The 18,509-nt window shown below is 51.3% G+C and carries 12 protein-coding genes; 9 read left to right on the top strand and 3 right to left on the bottom strand.

Going from position 1 to position 18,509, the window contains the following annotated elements:
- Positions 1-247 precede the first annotated feature (247 nt).
- Positions 248-1,429, top strand: coding sequence for a hypothetical protein (locus PHV74_08980; protein MDD5094496.1), 1,182 nt, complete (start codon positions 248-250; stop codon positions 1,427-1,429).
- Between the two features lie 149 nt (positions 1,430-1,578).
- Here PHV74_08980 and PHV74_08975 read toward each other — a convergent pair whose 3' ends face one another.
- Complete coding sequence (locus PHV74_08975) at positions 1,579-3,138, bottom strand: recombinase family protein (GenBank protein MDD5094495.1); 1,560 nt, start codon at positions 3,136-3,138, stop codon at positions 1,579-1,581.
- Positions 3,104-3,493: a hypothetical protein gene (locus PHV74_08970; protein ID MDD5094494.1), complete on the bottom strand. Its 390-nt coding sequence runs from the start codon at positions 3,491-3,493 to the stop codon at positions 3,104-3,106. Before PHV74_08970 ends, PHV74_08975 begins: the two co-directional genes overlap by 35 nt.
- 226 nt (positions 3,494-3,719) lie before the next feature.
- Between PHV74_08970 and PHV74_08965 the strand changes: the two genes are divergently transcribed.
- The 5 genes from PHV74_08965 (at position 3,720) to PHV74_08945 (ending at position 15,559) form a co-directional block, all read left to right on the top strand.
- On the top strand, positions 3,720-4,571 hold the full coding sequence (locus PHV74_08965) for a hypothetical protein (protein ID MDD5094493.1): 852 nt from the start codon (positions 3,720-3,722) through the stop codon (positions 4,569-4,571).
- Between the two features lie 398 nt (positions 4,572-4,969).
- On the top strand, positions 4,970-8,155 hold the full coding sequence (locus PHV74_08960; GenBank protein MDD5094492.1) for a helicase-related protein: 3,186 nt from the start codon (positions 4,970-4,972) through the stop codon (positions 8,153-8,155).
- Positions 8,152-8,640: an NYN domain-containing protein gene (locus PHV74_08955; GenBank protein MDD5094491.1), complete on the top strand. Its 489-nt coding sequence runs from the start codon at positions 8,152-8,154 to the stop codon at positions 8,638-8,640. The genes PHV74_08960 and PHV74_08955 overlap by 4 nt, the downstream gene beginning before the upstream one ends.
- 127 nt (positions 8,641-8,767) lie before the next feature.
- Positions 8,768-12,187 carry a TaqI-like C-terminal specificity domain-containing protein gene (locus PHV74_08950; GenBank protein ID MDD5094490.1) on the top strand — a complete coding sequence of 1,140 codons (3,420 nt, stop codon included), beginning with the start codon at positions 8,768-8,770 and terminating at the stop codon, positions 12,185-12,187.
- Between the two features lie 54 nt (positions 12,188-12,241).
- Positions 12,242-15,559, top strand: coding sequence for a toll/interleukin-1 receptor domain-containing protein (locus PHV74_08945; protein ID MDD5094489.1), 3,318 nt, complete (start codon positions 12,242-12,244; stop codon positions 15,557-15,559).
- Positions 15,560-15,593: 34 nt separating this feature from the next.
- On the opposite strand, the gene PHV74_08940 is transcribed toward PHV74_08945, so the two are convergent.
- Positions 15,594-16,184, bottom strand: a complete 591-nt coding sequence (locus PHV74_08940) for a hypothetical protein (GenBank protein MDD5094488.1) — start codon at positions 16,182-16,184, stop codon at positions 15,594-15,596.
- 1 nt (position 16,185) lies between these two features.
- Here PHV74_08940 and PHV74_08935 point away from each other — a divergent pair, with 1 nt between their 5' ends.
- From PHV74_08935 to PHV74_08925, 3 genes are all read left to right on the top strand, one after another.
- Positions 16,186-16,485 (top strand): hypothetical protein, encoded by a 300-nt coding sequence (locus PHV74_08935; protein MDD5094487.1) that lies wholly within the window; start codon positions 16,186-16,188, stop codon positions 16,483-16,485.
- 112 nt (positions 16,486-16,597) lie between these two features.
- A complete protein-coding gene (locus tag PHV74_08930) occupies positions 16,598-17,149 on the top strand; it encodes a sigma-70 family RNA polymerase sigma factor (protein MDD5094486.1) in 552 nt (183 codons plus the stop codon).
- Positions 17,150-17,209: 60 nt separating this feature from the next.
- The gene (locus PHV74_08925; protein MDD5094485.1) at positions 17,210-18,304 is read left to right on the top strand and encodes a hypothetical protein; all 1,095 of its coding nucleotides are present in this window, start codon (positions 17,210-17,212) and stop codon (positions 18,302-18,304) included.
- The last annotated feature ends 205 nt before the right edge of the window (positions 18,305-18,509 follow it).

Below are 18,509 nucleotides of genomic sequence, written 5' to 3'. Positions count from 1 at the left end.
GCTGGTAAACCATCGGTCAAATTCCTGGAATGTCCCGGGATAATCAATGCCAGAAACAGGATGAACAGACTCTTCCATGCCTACATACTACATTTTGTGGCCGGTTGAGTAAAGTGCATACCCACTAAAAATAATTCTAATGATTGTGCTGACATTGATAACATTGCAAGCCCTTTCTCCAGCAGTTCTTCTTGCCCAGTCTACACCAGCCAGAGTAGCCCTCCTCGTTATAGATGAGGTTGATGCCATGAATTTGATCAAGGATGCTAAGCAAGCTTTTGAGGTGAATGGCGATGAGATCGTTTCGGTTCAGGTCTTCCAGCCAGGCACTGGCGATTTCTCACCCTATCTCACCAGAATAAAATACGAGAATCCTGATATTCTGGCCATCTGCCTTCCGTCGGAGACCAGGGTAGTAATCGAGAGACAAGTAACGGGTTTGGGTGGATGGGGTGCCATAGAGGTTCGGAGCCTTCCATATTCGCCATCTGTTTCGCCGTTGACCCCCACACCTGTGCCCACACCTGTTCCCACACCTGTACCTGACTCCAGTAAGGTGTCCTTTATCGCCATAGATGAGGTTGACACCAGGAATTTTGTCGAGGAGGTTAGGCAGTCCTTTGAGGCTAAGGGGGATGAGATCGTTTCGGTTCAATTCTTCCAGCCAGGCACTGGCGATTTCTCACCCTATCTCGCCAGAATAAAATACGATAATCCTGATGTTCTGGTTACTTGCCTTCCATGGGAGACACGGGTGGTAATCGACAGACAAGTAGCGGATTCAGGTGGATGGGGTGCCATAAAGGTTCGGGACCTCCCTTATTTATCATCTGCACTACCAGCTGCTCCCGCTCCTACACCATATCCAACTTCCGGCAGCATAGCCTATCTCGCGGTAGATGAAGTTGAGGTCAGAGATATGATTGAGGAAGTTAAGCAGTCCTTCGAGGCGGATTCTGCTGAGACCGTATTTGTTGAGTTTCTTCATCCGAACACTGGCGATTTTTCGCCCTATATGACCAAGATAAAGTACATCGATCCCGATGTGCTGGTCATCTGTTTTCCAGGGCCAGCGAGGGCAACAATCGATGGTCAGATAGCAGAGATCGGGGGCTGGGGAACGATAGAGATTCGGGACCTTCCTTGTTCAACGACTGCTCCAGATCTCACTGTTATACCTGCTCCCGAACTGGAGTCTGAGACTGGTCATGTAACTGCATCAACGCCGACGGCCAATCCGACAAAATCTCTCCTGCCTTCATCAACTGAACTGCCTATCGCATCGAATTCCGCAGCTGTTATCATCGAACCCATTGAAGCAGACGAATTTCTGGCGAAAGTGCTAACGAGCCCAAACACGCACGTGTTGGGGCTGGAGGTCCTGCCTTTTTACTGTCTCTACTGGCCAATCTTGATGTTCTTGATGTGATTGCCTGCAAGTAGGACAAAACAAGCAAACATTGTCCTTGCAAAAAAGGTGCAGAAGTACGTAGTAGAGTGAGTTGCCCCCACATATAGATGAGCGTCAACAAAAATGAAATTCAACGGTATGGCGCAAGCGGTGTGGATGCAATTGTGTCAGGAGCACGGGCATGTGCACGACACAATTACACTCTCCGGGTCATTCATTAAGGGAACTGCAACTCTTACCGTAACGGCATCTCCATTCACGTGAACCTGAAGGCGCATTGTTTCCAGGAGCACCCGCCAGCGCGCATCGTCCAGTTCATCCAGATTACGGGCGGCAACCTCGCAGAAGCGGCGTAGGCCCTCTTCATCCACCATAGCTCGCCTCAAATCGGCCAACTGTTGTTCGATTTTGGCTTTTTTCAGAGCGGCCTCTTTCTTCATCTCTTCTATACGTTTCTGCTCAGCTTCCAGTTTCTGGACGGGGTAATTTACCAGATAGAGGTGGAGCCTTAAGGCTTTCGCCTCGGCATCCTCCAAGGTATTGAGTCGCTGGTTGACATCCTTGATCTCCTGCTCCAGACGGGATACAGATTGCCCGCTGTTCATCTGGCTCTTGATCGCTGGGACCAGCCGATTCGAATCCAGCAGCATTGCTGTCACACCAGCCCGAATTTCGTCCCATAGCGGTCCAGCTTTCAGTTGTGCTCCGCACGGAACACACCGGTATACGGGGCGTCCACCGCTATATGTACCTGTCATCCTTCGTCCGCAGGAGTGAAAGATGAGGCTGCGAAGGGGTGGATACCAGTGTTTCGTGTGCCGGGGGCTGTTTTGTCGATTTAGTTGAAACTTCTCCTTCAGAGCATAGAACTGCTCAGGGCTGAGAATGGCCTGCTGAGGATCTTCGTAAACGAGAACCCAGTCTTTCTCATCCCTCATGACCTTGCGACGGCCTTTCGGTCCCTTGACGTCCTTGGTACGGTAGGCGTAGAACTTTCCAACCATCGCTGGATCGCTGAGGACATCGACGATGGTAGTCCGATGAATCTTGATGCCGTACTGCTCATTCATTCTGCGGCGGCACTTGTTCGTTGACAGTCCTTCTTCCAAAATCCATTGGGCCCATTTCTTCACCCAAGCCGCCTTCTCGGTGTTCACCGTGAAACGCCCACTATCGGCACCACGTATCTGTCCCCAGTCCTTTCGAAAGGGGTGGTAGTCGTGCGCCCACTTTGAGTGTGCCGTTGGCATCATGTGGTCTTTTTCCGCCCGTCGCCGCTTCGCGTTGACCGTGTTTGTTCTCATCGTTTCCACGTAGGCCCGGGCCTCCTGTGCTTTTTGCAAGTAACGCGAAACGCTCTCGCTATCGTCGGGATCTAGGCGAAGCCGCTCACGAGCAAAGTAAACTTTCATGCCTACGTGGATCACCTCGCATAGGAGAGGGAAGGAACCAAAAAGGAAGCGAGTCTCCCTGTCCACCCTGGGAAAGATCAGGGCTCCGATAACACCTCTTCGATAGAGATCCAGGACATCTTGGACAGCAGTCGCAAACTTCTCTCTGTCCCAACTCGTTGCGGGTTCCTGAATGACCCGGCGCCACTCTTCACGCACTTCCAACCCGAGGAGTTTCGCATTTGGCACCACATCGTCGCTCCACTGCGAATCCGGACCATAGCCTTTGAGCTGATCTTGGCTACTGACTCTGATGATGGCGAACGTTTTCTCCATTGGCACCTCCTTGAAGTATTATCCCATAAACCCCTGCGCCATCAGAGAGGGGTTGGGTTTCCCAGCGCACTGGGAGATTCATCTGCCCATCAGCTTTCAGCCATAAAAGCAGCAACCATGCATCGATCTCCGGGCATTCCGTCACACCTTCCGCAATCTGTTTGCCAGCGAAGTCGAGCAGTCGCCGTTGCAGCTTTGGGCTAATCCAAATGGCCACATGACGCTCTCTTATGATATCCGTCATGCGCTCAATGAGAGCAGGACCCTGATCATCCGCGAGCAGGTGATACAACGCTTGCCGTAGCTCATCTCGGTCTTTGTTTCGGTCTCCGATGCTTATCCGGATTATGGCCATCGATTTGTTCTACCTTCACTCGATTCCAACGGTACTCAGCGCGCCAAACCAGAGATACTTCAACATTCTCCAATTTTGTTCTATTATCACCCAGATACTAATATTTGTCAATAAGCACACACTCGGCGCAGTATGTGCATAAAAACGTAATAATAAGCATATAATAATTGACAATCCCCAGGCCAAGTGCTAGAATGCTTCCAAAGTCACAAGCTGAGGAGGGCGTATGCCGAGGAAATTCACAACAGAACAGCGAAAGAGAATGCTGGAGCGTTTGGCAAATGGCACCACGTATACGGAACTGAAAGCAGAATTCAAGATAAAGGATAGTCGAACTCTGGACAAGCAGTTAGGGCAAGCACGAGAGGAGCAGACGCTGCGGACCGCAAGGACCGAAATAGTCAAAGAGAGCCTGCGCGAGCATCTCGGCGAGATAAGGAGTCTCATTGAAACTTGGGGGGCTAGCTTGAAGGCTCCTTCTCCACCATCCTTCGATCGCTATCCGCTAAGCGCCGCTGAGCAAGCGGAACAAAATCGTCTGTTCGAGGGCGTGCGTGAACATCTTCCTCTTTCTGAACTGTGGAGAAGTTACAATGCTTTCAAGCAAAAGTGGGAGGAGTACATCGTCGCATGTCAGGATTTGCATCGCGAAGTGCTGGAAGGCGCCAAAGGGAAGTGGGGATTAAGTCTCCTCAAAAAGAACGAACAGCGCCCTGGATTAACGGATACCTTCACATGGGAGACCGTAGATCGAGTGATCAAAGTAGCTATGGGTGATTCCGAAGCTGGAGCGCCGCACTATGTCGCGGCCCCTTTGAAGCCTCAAGCTCCAGAATTGGAATACCTGATGTGTGGCAATCGGGTAATACTGTATAGCAACCAGGCTCTCCGCTATGCAGAGGATCACCGATCAATGATAAAGGAGATGGCTGGGTCGGGGAGGGTAGTGGATCTGGTTAAGCTGTTGACTGAGCTTCGGAACCTGGAGGAAAGAATCCACAAGCTCGTTGAAGAAGGCTTTCTTCGGCGAGATTATATACTGTACAGTTGCAGGCTGTGTCCGGGAGGGGGTCGATAGGCGCTCAGTCAAGTATCTGCCCAAAAGCCTTGATATTGCGCGCCAGGCCGCTGTCGCTCCACGTCCGAATAAAAGCCGGGTTCGAGCATCAACTCGAACCCGCTTTCACTTGCATCGTACTTTCTCTCTCTTGCTTGTACAGTGTTATGCCATATGCCAACCAAGCAATCCGCCCGAGAGACTCACTTTTTCCGGTGAATCCGGTTGCACCACTCATCTAAGATGAATATCAGCCACTTGGGAAAACATCACGCGCAAACAAAAGAACGCAACGCGCTATACCCATGCCATAAGAGCGTAGCTTTTGAGCATTGACTCTCGCGGCGAGTCAGAGTAGGATACCAGTAAAGGCCTCCCAGAGCCTAAACTGCAATCCGAAGAAGTTTGACTGATAGTCTGTGAGCACGGATACCACTTTCATTACCAATGAAGGGGAGAGCAACCTTCGAGACAGATTCCGGGTGCTTATCAAAGATACCCGGTTCTTCGATGTCCTGGTCGGTTATTTCTACACCAGCGGATTCCATGCCCTCTACAAATCCCTCGAAAAGACCGAGAAGCTCAGAATCCTCATCGGAATAGGAACCGGCAGGCAAACCGTCGAACTCGTTCGCCAAGCCAAGAACCCGGTTCAGGGTGAGCTTTTACTGTCTCATGCCGAGGTCAAGCAGCACTTCGCCGATGACGTAGCGACGGAACTGGAGACCTCAGACGATCATGAAGGAGTGGAGGAAGGAGTGGCGAAATTCCTTGCATGGCTTCGGGACGGTAAGCTGGAAATCCGGGCGTACCCTTCGGAGAACATCCACGCCAAGCTCTACATCATGACCTTCGTCGAAGGGGATAAAGACGTGGGGCGCGTGATAACAGGCTCCAGCAACTTCACACAGTCTGGGCTAGTGGACAACCTGGAATTTAATGTCGAACTGAAAGACAGGGCAGACTATGAGTTTGCGATCTCGAAGTTCAATGAGCTGTGGGAAAATGCGGTAGACCTCAAGGAAAAGTACGTCGAGACGATCCAGACCCGTACCTGGCTCAATGATACGATCTCTCCCTACGAATTGTACTTGAAATTCCTCTATGAGTACTTCAGGGATAAGATCAATCGGGATCAGGAAGGCGCGGAAGCCGAATACTTCCCGGAAGGCTATATGGACTTGGCTTATCAAAACGATGCTGTCGAAGATGCCAAGGCCAAGCTCGACGAGTACGGAGGGGTCTTCATATCCGATGTTGTCGGTTTGGGCAAGACATATGTGTGCGCGAGATTGGCTCAGGAACTGGATGGGAGGCATCTGGTTATTGCCCCGCCGGTGCTCATTGATGAAACCAACCCCGGTTCCTGGCGCAACGTCTTCCACGAATTCAACATTTCAGCCAAATTCAAATCGCTGGGAATGCTCGATGATCTTCTGCAGGAAGGCACGGAACGCTATAAGAACGTGTTCATCGATGAAGCCCATCGCTTCCGCACGGAAACAACCGCCACATACGAGAAGCTGGCCCAAATCTGCCGGGGCAAGCGAGTTATCCTGGTGACGGCTACGCCCCTCAACAATTCCCCTCAAGATATCCTCAGCCAGATCAAGCTCTTCCAGAAAGGCCGAAAGAGCACGATCCCCAACTTGCCCAATCTGGAGGGCTTCTTTTCACACCTCTCAAAGCAGCTCGAGGGACTTGACCGTCAGAAGGACCACGAGCGATATATGCAGGTCGTGGCCGAAAACGCCAAGGAGATCCGGGAGAAAGTCCTCAAATATCTGATGATCCGCAGAACCCGATCAGAGATCGTTAACTACTTCTCGGAGGATTTGAAACAACAGGGGCTCAAGTTCCCTGAGGTGGCCGACCCTGAAGCTCTCTTCTACCAGCTCAACGCCCATGAGGAATTCGTCTTCACCGAAACGATCAGCCTCGTCACTCAAAAGTTCGAATACGCCCGATATACTCCTATGCTCTACTACAGAGGCAAGATCACCCAGCCGGAGGAACTTGCTGAAAAGAACATGCGGAAGTTCATGAAGATTCTCCTGGTCAAACGGCTGGAGAGCAGCTTTCACGCGTTTCGGAATACTCTGAGACGTTTCATCAAGTCCTATGACCAATTCCTCGCCGAATTCGAAAAGGGCAATGTATACATCAGCAAAGACCATGCCGGCAAGATATTCCAGCTCCTTGAGAGCGATGACGACGAGGCTATCCAGAGGATGATCGACGAGGGCAAGGCAAGGCAATATGACAGCTCGGATTTCGATCCTAAATTCAGAGAAAGGCTCATGAGCGACCGCGAAGTGCTCCATCAGGTAGATGCCCTTTGGAAGACAATAGACCGCGATCCGAAGCTCATTGAGTTTCTTCGAGTACTTTCATCAACGGATATCCTCAAGGATAATAAGATCATCATCTTCACGGAGTCCAAAGAGACGGCAGAATACCTCGCCGAGAACCTCGAAAAAAGGTTCCCCCGTCAGGCACTTTGCTATCATGGGACTTCGGGAACAGCTATCCGCGACAAGGTCATTGCCAATTTTGACGCGCGCGCCAAATCTACCCGGAATCAGTATCGGATTCTGGTTACAACAGAGGTTCTTTCAGAAGGCGTCAACCTGCATCGGTCCAATGTGGTCGTCAACTATGATATCCCGTGGAACCCCACTCGCCTGATGCAGCGGGTAGGGCGTATCAACCGGGTCGACACCAAATTCGACCGCATCCACACGTTCAACTTCTTCCCTACGACTCAATCGAATGAACAGATCAAGCTCAAGGAAGCGGCGGAGGCCAAGATCCAAGCGTTCATCGAGATGCTTGGCACAGACGCCCGGTTGTTGACCGAGGGCGAAGAAATCAAGTCTCACGATCTATTCATGAAATTGACGTCGAAGAAGACGATCACCGGGGAAGATGGGGAAGGAGAGAGCGAACTCAAGTACCTCAAGGCAATCCGGGACGTTCGAGATGCCGACCCCAATCTCTTCGAGAAGGTCAAACGCTTGCCCAAGAAAGCCCGCACCGGGCGGGCCTATCAGAGCCCTGGAAACTCGCTGCTGACCTATTTCCGGAAGGGAAAGCTTCAAAAGTTTTACATGACAGACCGCAACAGCCAATCCGAAGAACTCGACTTCATATCAGCCGCCAGGGTGCTCGAAGCAGATACGGTTACTCCGCGCCTGGTCCCGGGCAATGACTACTTCGAACTTCTGGAGAAGAATAAGGATGCTTTCAGCCTGGCTACAACTGAGGAGCCGCTGGAACCCCGGGGCAAGGGGGGCCGGGATACGGCAACAAAACTTCTCAAGATCATCAAAGCGGTCCAACGGTATCAGGGCTACACCGAAGACGATGAGGCTTATCTGAAAGAAGTGATAAGGCTGCTCGAAGAGGGGGCTTTGCCCAAGCAGACCATCAAGAATCTGGCGAAGGCTCTCAACACTGAATCGAATCCTCTTCGAATCTTGGGAAAGCTCAAGACACTCGTCGCCCCGGAGTTCTTCAAGGAGCCGTTGTCTGAAAGCGCCGCCCAGACCGCCGGCCCCAGAGAGGTTATCCTCTCTGAGTACCTGGCGGGTGGAGAAGCATGAAGGAACGACCGAACAACTATGCCTTCATCGATAGTCAGAACCTGAACCTATCGATTCGCAAGCAGGGATGGGTGCTGGATTTCAATCGATTTCGGCAGTATCTTGGCAACAAATACGACATCACGCAAGCGTTTCTCTTCATCGGCTATGTTCCCCAGAACCAGACGCTTTACACCAACCTTCAGAAAGACGGCTATCTCCTTGTTTTCAAGCCCACGTTGCTGCTGCCGGACGGCGGAGTGAAGGGAAACGTCGATGCGGAGCTCGTGCTGCACGCGGTGATTGAGTACGAGAACTACGACAAGGCATTGATCGTTACCGGCGATGGGGATTTCTACTGCTTAGTAGAGTATCTGATCAAGAAGGAAAAGTTGCTCAAGCTCATGATACCCAATCAGACGAGCTTCTCCTCCCTGTTCAGAAAGATGATGCCCCACATTGTATTCATGAACAATCTGAGAGGGATGCTGGAGCACAAGAGGTAAAAAAAGAGAGGCATTGCCACGGCACTAAGTCCGCGGATTGGCCTCTCATCGTGATTCTATACTAATGATACGGAACACGCCCCGGAATGTCAATGGGGCATGCCTGCATTCGCGGGTGAGGAGCATCATGGATAGGTTAACCGCCGCCAGGATCATTCGAGAAACGTTTGAAAAGCCTTTCGATAGAGACCGGTTCACTCGTTTCGTCAAGGAACTCCTCAACCGCCTCGATACGTCCAACAACTTCGTGCTCGCCGGCAATCGCATCCCCAACGCCGGTGCCTTCCAGCCGTTCGTTAACTCGATGGAGCGTATCGGCAAGTATTCCGATGGCGATCACAAGATGGATTGCCTCATCGTGAACCTCAAGAAGGAAACCTCTCTTGAGCACGCGCGCCCCCGGCAGCGGAATTTCGTGGCCCGGTATCTTCAGGGAACTATGGGCGGCGACCTAAAAGATGCAGCTCTCGTAGCGTTCGTCCCCCCTGATTCGCAAGACTGGCGTTTCTCCCTGGTAAAGGTGGACTACCGACTCGATGATGAGGGCAAACTCGAGACTGAGCTCACGCCGTCCCGGCGTTACTCTTTCCTGGTGAGGTCAAACGAAAGCAGCCACACTGCGCAGACGCAGCTCCTCCCCCTTCTGCAGGACGATGTCCACAATCCCACACTCACTCAACTTGAAGAGGCCTTCAATATCGAGCGGGTCACCAAGGAGTTCTACGAGCGGTATCGCCAGCTCTTCATAGACGTGAAGGAAGCGCTGGATAAACTCGTTGCGGCGGACCCTCAGATCCGCTTTGATTTCGCCGCCAAAGGCGTGAATACGGTCGACTTCTCCAAGAAGCTTTTGGGGCAGGTTATCTTCCTCTACTTCCTGCAAAAGAAAGGCTGGTTGGGTGTCCCGGAGGAAGGAAGATGGGGCGATGGCGATAGACGCTTTTTGCGAACCCTGTTCGACCGATGCCGGGAGCGAAACCAGAACTTCTTCAACGACTGCCTGGAATACCTCTTCTATGACGCCCTCAATAAGGAATCCAGGGGCGGTGTGGACCCGAGCTACTATCATCGACTGGAATGCCGGATACCGTTCCTCAACGGAGGCCTGTTCGATCCCGAATACGATTGGGGCCATACCGAGATCATCCTTCCCAACGGCCTCTTTTCAAATCGCACCGGCACGTCCGAAGAAGGCAGCGGCATTCTCGATATCTTCGACCTCTACAATTTCACCGTTAAGGAAGATGAGCCGCTGGAAAAAGAGGTGGCCATCGATCCCGAAATGCTCGGCAAAATATTCGAGAAGCTGTGCGGCGTGACCGCCGAAACCTTCGAAGATTGGGCCAAAGCCATCAAGTCCAAGAAGAAAGCCGAGGAAAACAAATTCAACAAGAAGTTCGGCGTCTACTATACGCCTCGCGAAATCGTTCACTACATGTGCCAGGAAAGCCTCATCGACTACCTCGATAATGGGGTGAATACCGGGAAGGTTCCGTTGGCTCCAACCGGCGCTACTCAGGCAAAGCTCTTCGGACAGCCGGACCCGAAGCAAACCGCTCTTGAAATCATAGCTCGCAAGCCGATGATTCCGAGAGCGGACATCGAAGCCTTTGTCCACATGGGCGAATTCGCCGAAGAGCATGAGGGCAGAATCGTTTCGCTTGGCAAGGAGACGGAACGGTATTCGCATGTGCTTCCCAAGAGCATCAGCGATAATGCCGGGACCCTCGATGAAAAACTGGCCGGGATCAAGGTTTGCGACCCGGCGGTTGGATCGGGAGCGTTTCTCGTGGGGATGATGCACGAAACCGTCAAGGCCCGGAGGGTCCTCAACACGTACCTGGGTGCAAATCCGGAGCGAACGCCTTATCGCTTCAAGCGGCAATGCATCCAGAATTCCCTCTATGGGGTGGATATCGATCCCGGCGCGGTGGAGATCGCCAAGCTGCGGCTCTGGCTTTCGCTGGTGGTGGACGAACAGGATATCCGTCAAATCGATCCCCTGCCCAATCTGGATTACAAAGTAGTTCAGGGAGATTCTATTCTGGATGTCCAGAAGAACATGCTCAACTGGCATCTGTTCGAAAAGGTGGAAGAACTCATACCCCTGCATTTTAGGGAAACCAATGCCGAAAGGAAGCACCAGTACAAGGCAGAGATCGATGAACTCATCTCCCGGATGACTGAGGGCGACCGGGCATTCAGCTTTGACGTCTATTTCTCATCGGTGATGCGCAACGGCGGCTTTGACGTGGTCATTGCCAACCCGCCCTATGTGCGGCAGGAGCAGATCAAAGACCTCAAGCCGGAGCTTCAGAGGCGCTACAATTGCTACACGGGCGTGGCCGATATCTACGTCTATTTCTATGAGCGCGGCTTCCGGCTTCTGCGGGAGAATGGAACGCTGACCTTCATCTCCTCCAACAAGTACTTCCGCTCCGGGTACGGTGAGAAGCTGCGGAGGTTCCTCGCCGGAAAGGGAACGGTGCACCGGCTCATCGATTTTGGGGATGCGCCGGTGTTTGACGAGGCTATTGCCTATCCCTCGATCATCATCCTGAGCAAGCGCCCTCCCGATGCCAACCGGAGCCGGGTGCTCACCTGGGAACCCGGGATACCCATCGAGCGCTTTGAGTCCGAGTTCCGGGCGAAGAGCTTCCTGATGCTTCAGAAGGAACTGACGCCGGACGGCTGGCGGCTGGAATCCCCGGCAGTGTTGCGCCTGATGGAAAAGCTGCGCAAGGCGGGTAAGCCGCTGGGAGAGTATGTGAATGGGCGGTTCTATCGCGGTGTTTTGACCGGATTGAACGAGGCCTTTGTAGTGGATCGAGCCACGCGCGACCGGCTGATTGCAGAGCACCCTTCTTCGGCTGAGGTGTTGAAGCCATTCCTGCGGGGAAGGGATGTGAAACGGTGGAGGGTAGAGCCTCAGGATTTGTGGCTCATCTTTACGAGGCATGGCATCAATATCAAGAAGTATCCTGCCATTCGCGCTCATTTGGAGAAGTTTCGCACGCAGTTGATGCCAAAGCCGGATGATTGGGATGAAGACAAAAAGGGTAAGTGGCCGGGACGAAAGCCCGGAAGTTATGAATGGTATGAGATTCAAGACAACATCGCTTACTGGCATGAGTTTGAGCGGTCAAAGATCACTTACCCGGATATTACAGACGAGTGTGCATTCGCTCTGGATAGTTCGAGCCTCTACCCGGATTGCACGCTCTTCATGGTTCCTGAAGGTTCATCATATCTGCTCAGCATTCTCAATTCAAGTGTCAACAGGTTTTTCTTTCCTCAGATTTGCCCCAAGGTGCGAGGAAACTTCATGCGCTTTAAGTCTATATATGTCGAACAGATTCCGATTCCCTCATGCGCTGACCCCAAACCCATCGAAACCCTGGTCGAGCGCATCCTGACTGCCAAGTCCGCCAACCCGGAGGCGGACGTCTCTGCGCTGGAGCGTCAAATTGATGAGTTGGTGTATCGGCTTTATGGATTGACGGCGGAGGAGATTGGGGTGGTGGAGGAGGGGGCGGGGAGAAAATAGCGTTATGCTCGCCACTGTTCAAACAGAACGGAGCGTTGTGAAAGGATATCCGCAGTGATCAAGACATTCATCTGCCATGGCTCACCGGACCATCCTTTGGTTGCTTACATAACTGAAAGGCTCAGGAGGGAGCGCTTAGGTCTCGATATCTTTGTTGACGATGAAAAGAATCGCTCTGGAGATGATCTCCAAAAGATGCTTGACGAGGTAAAGCGGAGCGTTATATTCATCCCTGTCATGTCGGACGAGTCTTTATCCAGAGAATTCGTAAGGAACGAGATAAACACGGCTCTTGCCACTGCCACAGTCAACGTTTTCCCTGTGAATGCCGGGGCCACTAATTCAAACATCCCTGCAGGCATAAAACAGAGCTTCGCATCCCATGATAAAGTCACGGGCAAGATATGGACGGACTTCTCGGAAAAGGGCCGGTGGGAAATCGGTTATCAGCATCTGTTGGAAGGCCTCGTCAACAGAATTATCGAACTTGATCTGTACCAAAAGGACGAGCGTTTCTACGAAGACGTTGAGCATATCGACTTGATACTGAGCCGAAAGATTCCCACTCCTGCCGAAATAAAGATCATTGTGGATGTCTATCTCACAAAGGAGTCTTACCAGACATATTTCTTTCGAAGGTTGGACAATGCCGTTTGGCTAAAGTACTTGAATTGCTACGGGTTTTTCAGGAGGAACCCTTCGCCTATTCAAGTCCCAAGTCAGACTGGCGCATATACGATACCCCACTGGAACGTTCTGGACTATCTGGAAAAGGTAGCAGATGAAGTTGAATCCGCCGGTGATGATGTTGGCCATATGCTCATGGAAATTGTCCGTTCCATCTCGGACTATCGAGACGAGAAGGGCGAGCGAATAGATAATTACGGCACCGACTGGTCATTGGTGAAGATCATGGCCAAGCTCCCTGTTAGGTTCCTGGATATCCAGGATATCGATAGGGTGAGTATTTATCTTGGAACCAGATGGGGGGTTGACCTCGCGGGTTCTGAGATTGGCGAGGCCCTGTTGCCGAAGCTGATCAAGGAAGATGCTAACGATCTTGCCGCTAAGCTGCTGGGAGTCAGCATCGGGTTCAGGCTAGAAGAGCGAAGCAAAGAAATCGAGGTGAAACCTCTGATTGACCGGTATTGGCTTAACGAATTGATGACTAAGAACACACCCGCTCTTCAGAAGTTGTTTCCGCTTAGAGCTGCGCAGATTGTCCTTGACAAAATAGAGGAAATACTCGCGGTGAAGGAATCGTTGTTCAGCATTGCTTGGCTTCCTGCTATTGAAGATCACGAGCAAAACTCGCTGCCCGGAGAGTATCAAAACATACTCGTCCGTGCTACTCGTGACTTTCTTCATGCTGCCGCTGCTGAAGACCCTGAAGCTGTCTCTCCAATCCTTAAAGAGTTGCTCGGCAGAAAACAGCCGGTGTTCCAGCGGTTGGCTCTACATATGGTAGCTACTCACTGGAACGCTTACTCTTCCCTTTTCTGGGGTTTCGCCAGACCGGCGTTGATCGAGAACCCTCATCTGAAACACGAGGTCTACGAACTATTTAGGCTCAACTTCACTCGATTTTCTGATGAGCAGAAGGCCGAGGTTATCTCCTGGATCCGGCGACACCCGCGATGGATGCCAAAGGAGCCAAATTGGAGCAAGGAAGACAGAAGGAAGTACAGGGCGTATAGAAAGCTGGAGTGGCTCTCCGCGCTCAAAGAGAGCGGCGATCCGGTGGTGCTGAGTATGTACCAAAGATATCTTCCGATTGCAGGCCAGGAACCGGAGCATCCCAGTTTCAGCGTAGGGCACAGCAAAGCCCGGTGGGTATCCGAACCGAGCCCAATACAACCGGCCCAGATGCTGGATATGCCAAATGCGGACTTAGCTCAGTACCTTCGCGATTTCCAGGGAGTCGCCAAAACAAGGCTGGAAGAGCCTTCGAAAGAGGGCTTGGCATCTACACTGCGGAAGACTGTCAAAGACAATCCCCAGAAATTCGCCACTGACCTCCAGCCCTTCGTGAACGTAGATCGATTGTACCAGGACTCGATTCTATCGGGTTTCAGCGAAGCGTGGAAAGCTAAGAACGAATTTGACTGGAAATCTGTACTCGGCTTCTGCCGGGAGATAGTGGCATCAGAAGGGTTCTGGAGCCAAGAACGGAAAGATGGATATGACATCCGTGATGCAATCATTTGCGATATAGCCGGGCTGATTGAAGAGGGAACAAAGGATGACAGCCATGCTTTCGATGCCGTCGCTTTGCCGTTGGCTGAAGAGGTTTTGATCCAACTTCTCGATAGGGCTCCCTCCGAAGTCTCAGCCGAAGGAGATTTATGGGACCAAGTTCATAACGGCGGCAAGGGGAGAACGCTATCAGCCATAATCAACTACTCGCTCCGTTACGCTCGACTAGGCAAATCAACAGACGGAAGCAATCGTTGGGTTAAAAGCATCAAAGATGATTTCACCAAGCGGCTTGATCGTTCCTTTGACGATAGTCTGGAATTCTCTTTCACTTTAGGCGAATACCTGCCGAATCTGTATTACCTGGATGAGCAATGGGTGAAATCAAATATCAACAACATTTTCCTCAGAGATAACGACAGACATTGGCATGCCGCATTCACCGGTTATCTCGCGAGCCCCGGTGTCTATGACGTGCTGCATGACTTACTGAGGAGTAACGGGCACTATGCCAAAGCATTGATCACGGATTTTGTCGACCAGCATTCAAAAGAGAGCTTGATCCACCATCTTTGTATTGGCTATCTCCAAGGAAAAGAATCACTTACCGATGGTGACAGCTTATTCTTAAAGCTCTTGCTGAAGTGGGATACATCAGAGCTAAAAACGATGGTGCACTATTTCTCGGCCCAACAGGAGCAGTTTGATACCACTCAAAAAGAGAGAGTCTTGTCATTTTGGGAGCAGGTTTTTGAGCACTATCAAGGGAAGATATCGAATGACTTGACGACAGATGACAAAGAATTGTTATCTGATTTGCTGAAGCTCACTTCCTTCCTTGGTGAGATAACCCCGAAAAGTTTGGAGTGGTTGAAGCTATCGGTTCCTCTCGTTGACATCAATCATAACAACCCATCTTTTTTGAAGGAACTTGCCAGGCTGGTTACCGCAAGTCCGGGGGAAGTGGGGCTTGTTTGTTTGGAGATGCTTCAGCATGGAATCTACCCCACTTACAAGAAAGTCGACGTGATCTCAATCGTTGAGGCCCTGTACAATGCCGGAGAGAAGGAACAGGGGAATCGTATATGCAATGCCTATGGAGAAGCGGGGCAGGATTTTCTGCGATCCCTTTGGGAACGCCATAACAAGGGACATAATCAATCCAAATCCGAATAGCAGGTCAAATCCTGAAATGCCAGAGTATCCAGGCTCACACGGGCATTCCCGAATTCATTGTTTCTTCAATATGCATCATTGCCACGCCGATATTCCCGGCCTCGTCTTCGTCATTGTTGCGGCCCAGGAAGGCAATCTCCGCACCCCTATTCAATAGTTTGATCACCTCAGGTTGGGACTCGAGAACGGTCAGCATCGATTCCTTTTCGCTGGTGGAAAGGTGCAGCTCTGGAGGGAATTCAAAGAGATCGACGAGTCGTCCCGATGCAATATTAATTCCGGCAACGAGCATATCGTCATCAAGGATGAGATACACCGAAACGTATGGTGACGGGACTCTATTTCCGACGATGCTGCCGTCCTCCGAGAGAGAATATTCGACGCCGTGGTGAATGAAGACGTATGACTTGGCACCCTGCCTGATCAAATCAGCGGTTTGATCGAATGTTGGCAGAAGATACGTAGCAGCCTGGCGGTCCGGGCCATCGAGTTCCGGGTTATATCGAATCGGCACGTCCGTGACGGAAGAATACGGCCGCCAATCCAAGCTTTCTTCCACTAAATCAATGCTGACATGCCAGAGTTTGTCTCCCAGTTTCAGTTGTGCTCGGGCATGTATCAGCAATGTGTGTATTGAAGCTGTCGATGCCGCGGTATGCCTGGAAGAAGGTGTCCTGAGCCAGGTCCTGTGCTGCAGCAAGATCACCGGTCAAGCGATACAGATAACGCACCATCGGCATCTGATAATGCTCCACGATTTCTTCGAACGCGTTGACGTGGCCCTGGCGTATCGATTCTATGATCCGGGCTTCATCCACAAACAGCGTCTCCTTTTCCCTTCACTTACTATAATGCTTGGGAACATCAAAACCGGACAGGACCGGAATATGAAAAAACAAGAACTGAACCGAAAGACGGAGAGCTAGCAGCCAACGTGCGCTATGGTGGTTTATAGGGCATTGTGCCCATTAAGTATATATTATAGCAGGTGAGTTGAATTGCAACGTTTTTGTGAAAATTGCGCTATGTTATAAAGTGATGGACATCAAGCAGGAAAAAGAACTTGTCGGCTGGGCCCAGAAGGACCCTCAAGCCTTCGGTGTACTCTATGAGCAGAACTATGCCCTCATCTTTGGCTATGTGTTGAAAAGAGTCGCCGATCTCCAGACCGCCGAGGACATAACCTCGGAGACTTTCTTGAAGGCGTTGGACAAGATAGGGCAATTCCGCTGGCAAAATATTCCTTTTTCAGCCTGGCTCTATCGAATTGCCGGTAATGAGATTGCCAACTACTTCCGTCGAAACGGACATTACGCTGTTCCTCTTGAAGCAATCCGGCAGCCGGAAAGTCTCCTCGGCGCTTCTTCCGAGATTATTGATGCTGAGGAAGAACTCAAGCGGCACGAGGAATTCCTGAGTTTGCAGGGAATGATCCGGCAACTTCCTTCAAAATACCAGGAAGTCATCGCCTTGAGGTTTTTCGAGGAAAAGACGACCAGCGAAATTGCCGATATCCTGGGGAAACGCGAGGGAACGGTGAGATCGCTGCTGTCTCGCGGTCTCGAAAAACTGAGGCTGGAAATGGGGTAACCGCAACGTTTTGCCGCCAAAACCGTTCTGTTATTGGAAGATCGGACGGAGGTGAAGACAATGGATAAAAATGAGCTCATCAGAAAATTGGAATCCGTAAAGGTTCCTAGGATCGAACTCCCGAGTCACAGGGAGAGGCTCAAAGAACAGCTGCTGAGTTCCGAGCGCTTTCGGGGGCCGGACAGAGATTCCTCCATGAGGTGGGGACGGTTTGAGCCGGCCTGGTCTTTTCTTAGCGCACAACCCAAATGGAAACCGGCGACGATTGGGGCATTGGTGATGTCATTGATCATCGCGTTAAGCTTGGCGATCCCAACGTTCAATGGAGAATCAAATGTGGCGCTGGCTGAAGAAATCGCCAGAAATAGCGAGGGATTCAGAATCGTGAGTGCGGGACAAGGGGAGATCGGTCCGGCACAGGTGGTGGGGAATGATGATCAGGTAACCGTGATCTTTCCAACGGAAAAGGGAAACCAGATAGCCGCTCAGGTTGATTTGAAAAACACAAAGGTGTTGAAGATCGAGATCAGGTTTCCTGGAAATATCTTTAATCCTGATGAAAAGAAGCTTAACCCGGCTGCACAGGAGCCGGATTACATTTATCTTCTTGCCGGTACAGAATCAGTAGTGGTTGATGGTCCTGCCCTGGAAGGAGAGAGGTACTTCTTTCTGGAAAACGAAACGGTCCGCAAGACGGCCGATGGTTTTGAGGTCATTGCCAACACGCATGTCACCTATTCCATTGTTATCGATGACTTTGAAGACGAAGTGGGGTTGGCTGAGATTCATCTGGGCCTGGAAGGGAATACGGTCGAATCCAGTTTCATCTTTGCCGCCACGCCCTCCGGAGATGGGGTTGCTCATAACGTACGAATCGTGGCTTTCGTCGATGGGACCGAGATTGCCACGAAAAACGCGGGGTCCATCGAAGTCAGAGAGTCGAGAGATGGTTCCCTGGTAAAAGTCCCGGTGATCCTGGATGGGGTGCTTTACACGGCTGATAACTTTAATCGGATTCACGTGGAGTTAAAGGCTAAGGGCACACCTTTATACTATTTTGTCAATCCTCAGGATCAGAAATTCTACTGTTTCACCTCCCGGGAAGCATTTGAAGCATATGTACGAGAGCATGGGGTGACGCTGCCGCAACAATGAGCCGGCAGCCCATATCGTGAAATCATAGTGGTGGAGCTTGCACAAAAAACTTGAGCATTTTCCGCCTATGGACCGTCTATATATTAGGCAAAGAAGCCCGCCGCCTTGGAAGTTCTAGGCCCATGACAAAAGCCCGATGAGCTGTCATAATGAAGGCGGAGAGCCTAATCCTGAGCGTTTAAGGCGTCTGCGGCAGATCGACATG

Source organism: Dehalococcoidia bacterium, from assembly GCA_028711995.1.
Lineage (GTDB): Bacteria > Chloroflexota > Dehalococcoidia > SZUA-161 > SpSt-899 > JAQTRE01.
Note: the sequence above shows the minus strand (reverse complement) of the source record. Positions and strands in the feature narration are given on the sequence as shown.

Bases quoted from the DNA above. Each gene is read 5' to 3' on its own strand.
- PHV74_08930 (MDD5094486.1), top strand. From the start codon at position 16,598: ATGGACATCAAGCAGGAAAAAGAACTTGTCGGCTGGGCCCAGAAGGAC.
- PHV74_08980 (MDD5094496.1), top strand. From the start codon at position 248: ATGAATTTGATCAAGGATGCTAAGCAAGCTTTTGAGGTGAATGGCGAT.
- PHV74_08955 (MDD5094491.1), top strand. From the start codon at position 8,152: ATGAAGGAACGACCGAACAACTATGCCTTCATCGATAGTCAGAACCTG.
- PHV74_08950 (MDD5094490.1), top strand. From the start codon at position 8,768: ATGGATAGGTTAACCGCCGCCAGGATCATTCGAGAAACGTTTGAAAAG.
- PHV74_08965 (MDD5094493.1), top strand. From the start codon at position 3,720: ATGCCGAGGAAATTCACAACAGAACAGCGAAAGAGAATGCTGGAGCGT.
- PHV74_08970 (MDD5094494.1), bottom strand. From the start codon at position 3,493: ATGGCCATAATCCGGATAAGCATCGGAGACCGAAACAAAGACCGAGAT.
- PHV74_08975 (MDD5094495.1), bottom strand. From the start codon at position 3,138: ATGGAGAAAACGTTCGCCATCATCAGAGTCAGTAGCCAAGATCAGCTC.
- PHV74_08925 (MDD5094485.1), top strand. From the start codon at position 17,210: ATGGATAAAAATGAGCTCATCAGAAAATTGGAATCCGTAAAGGTTCCT.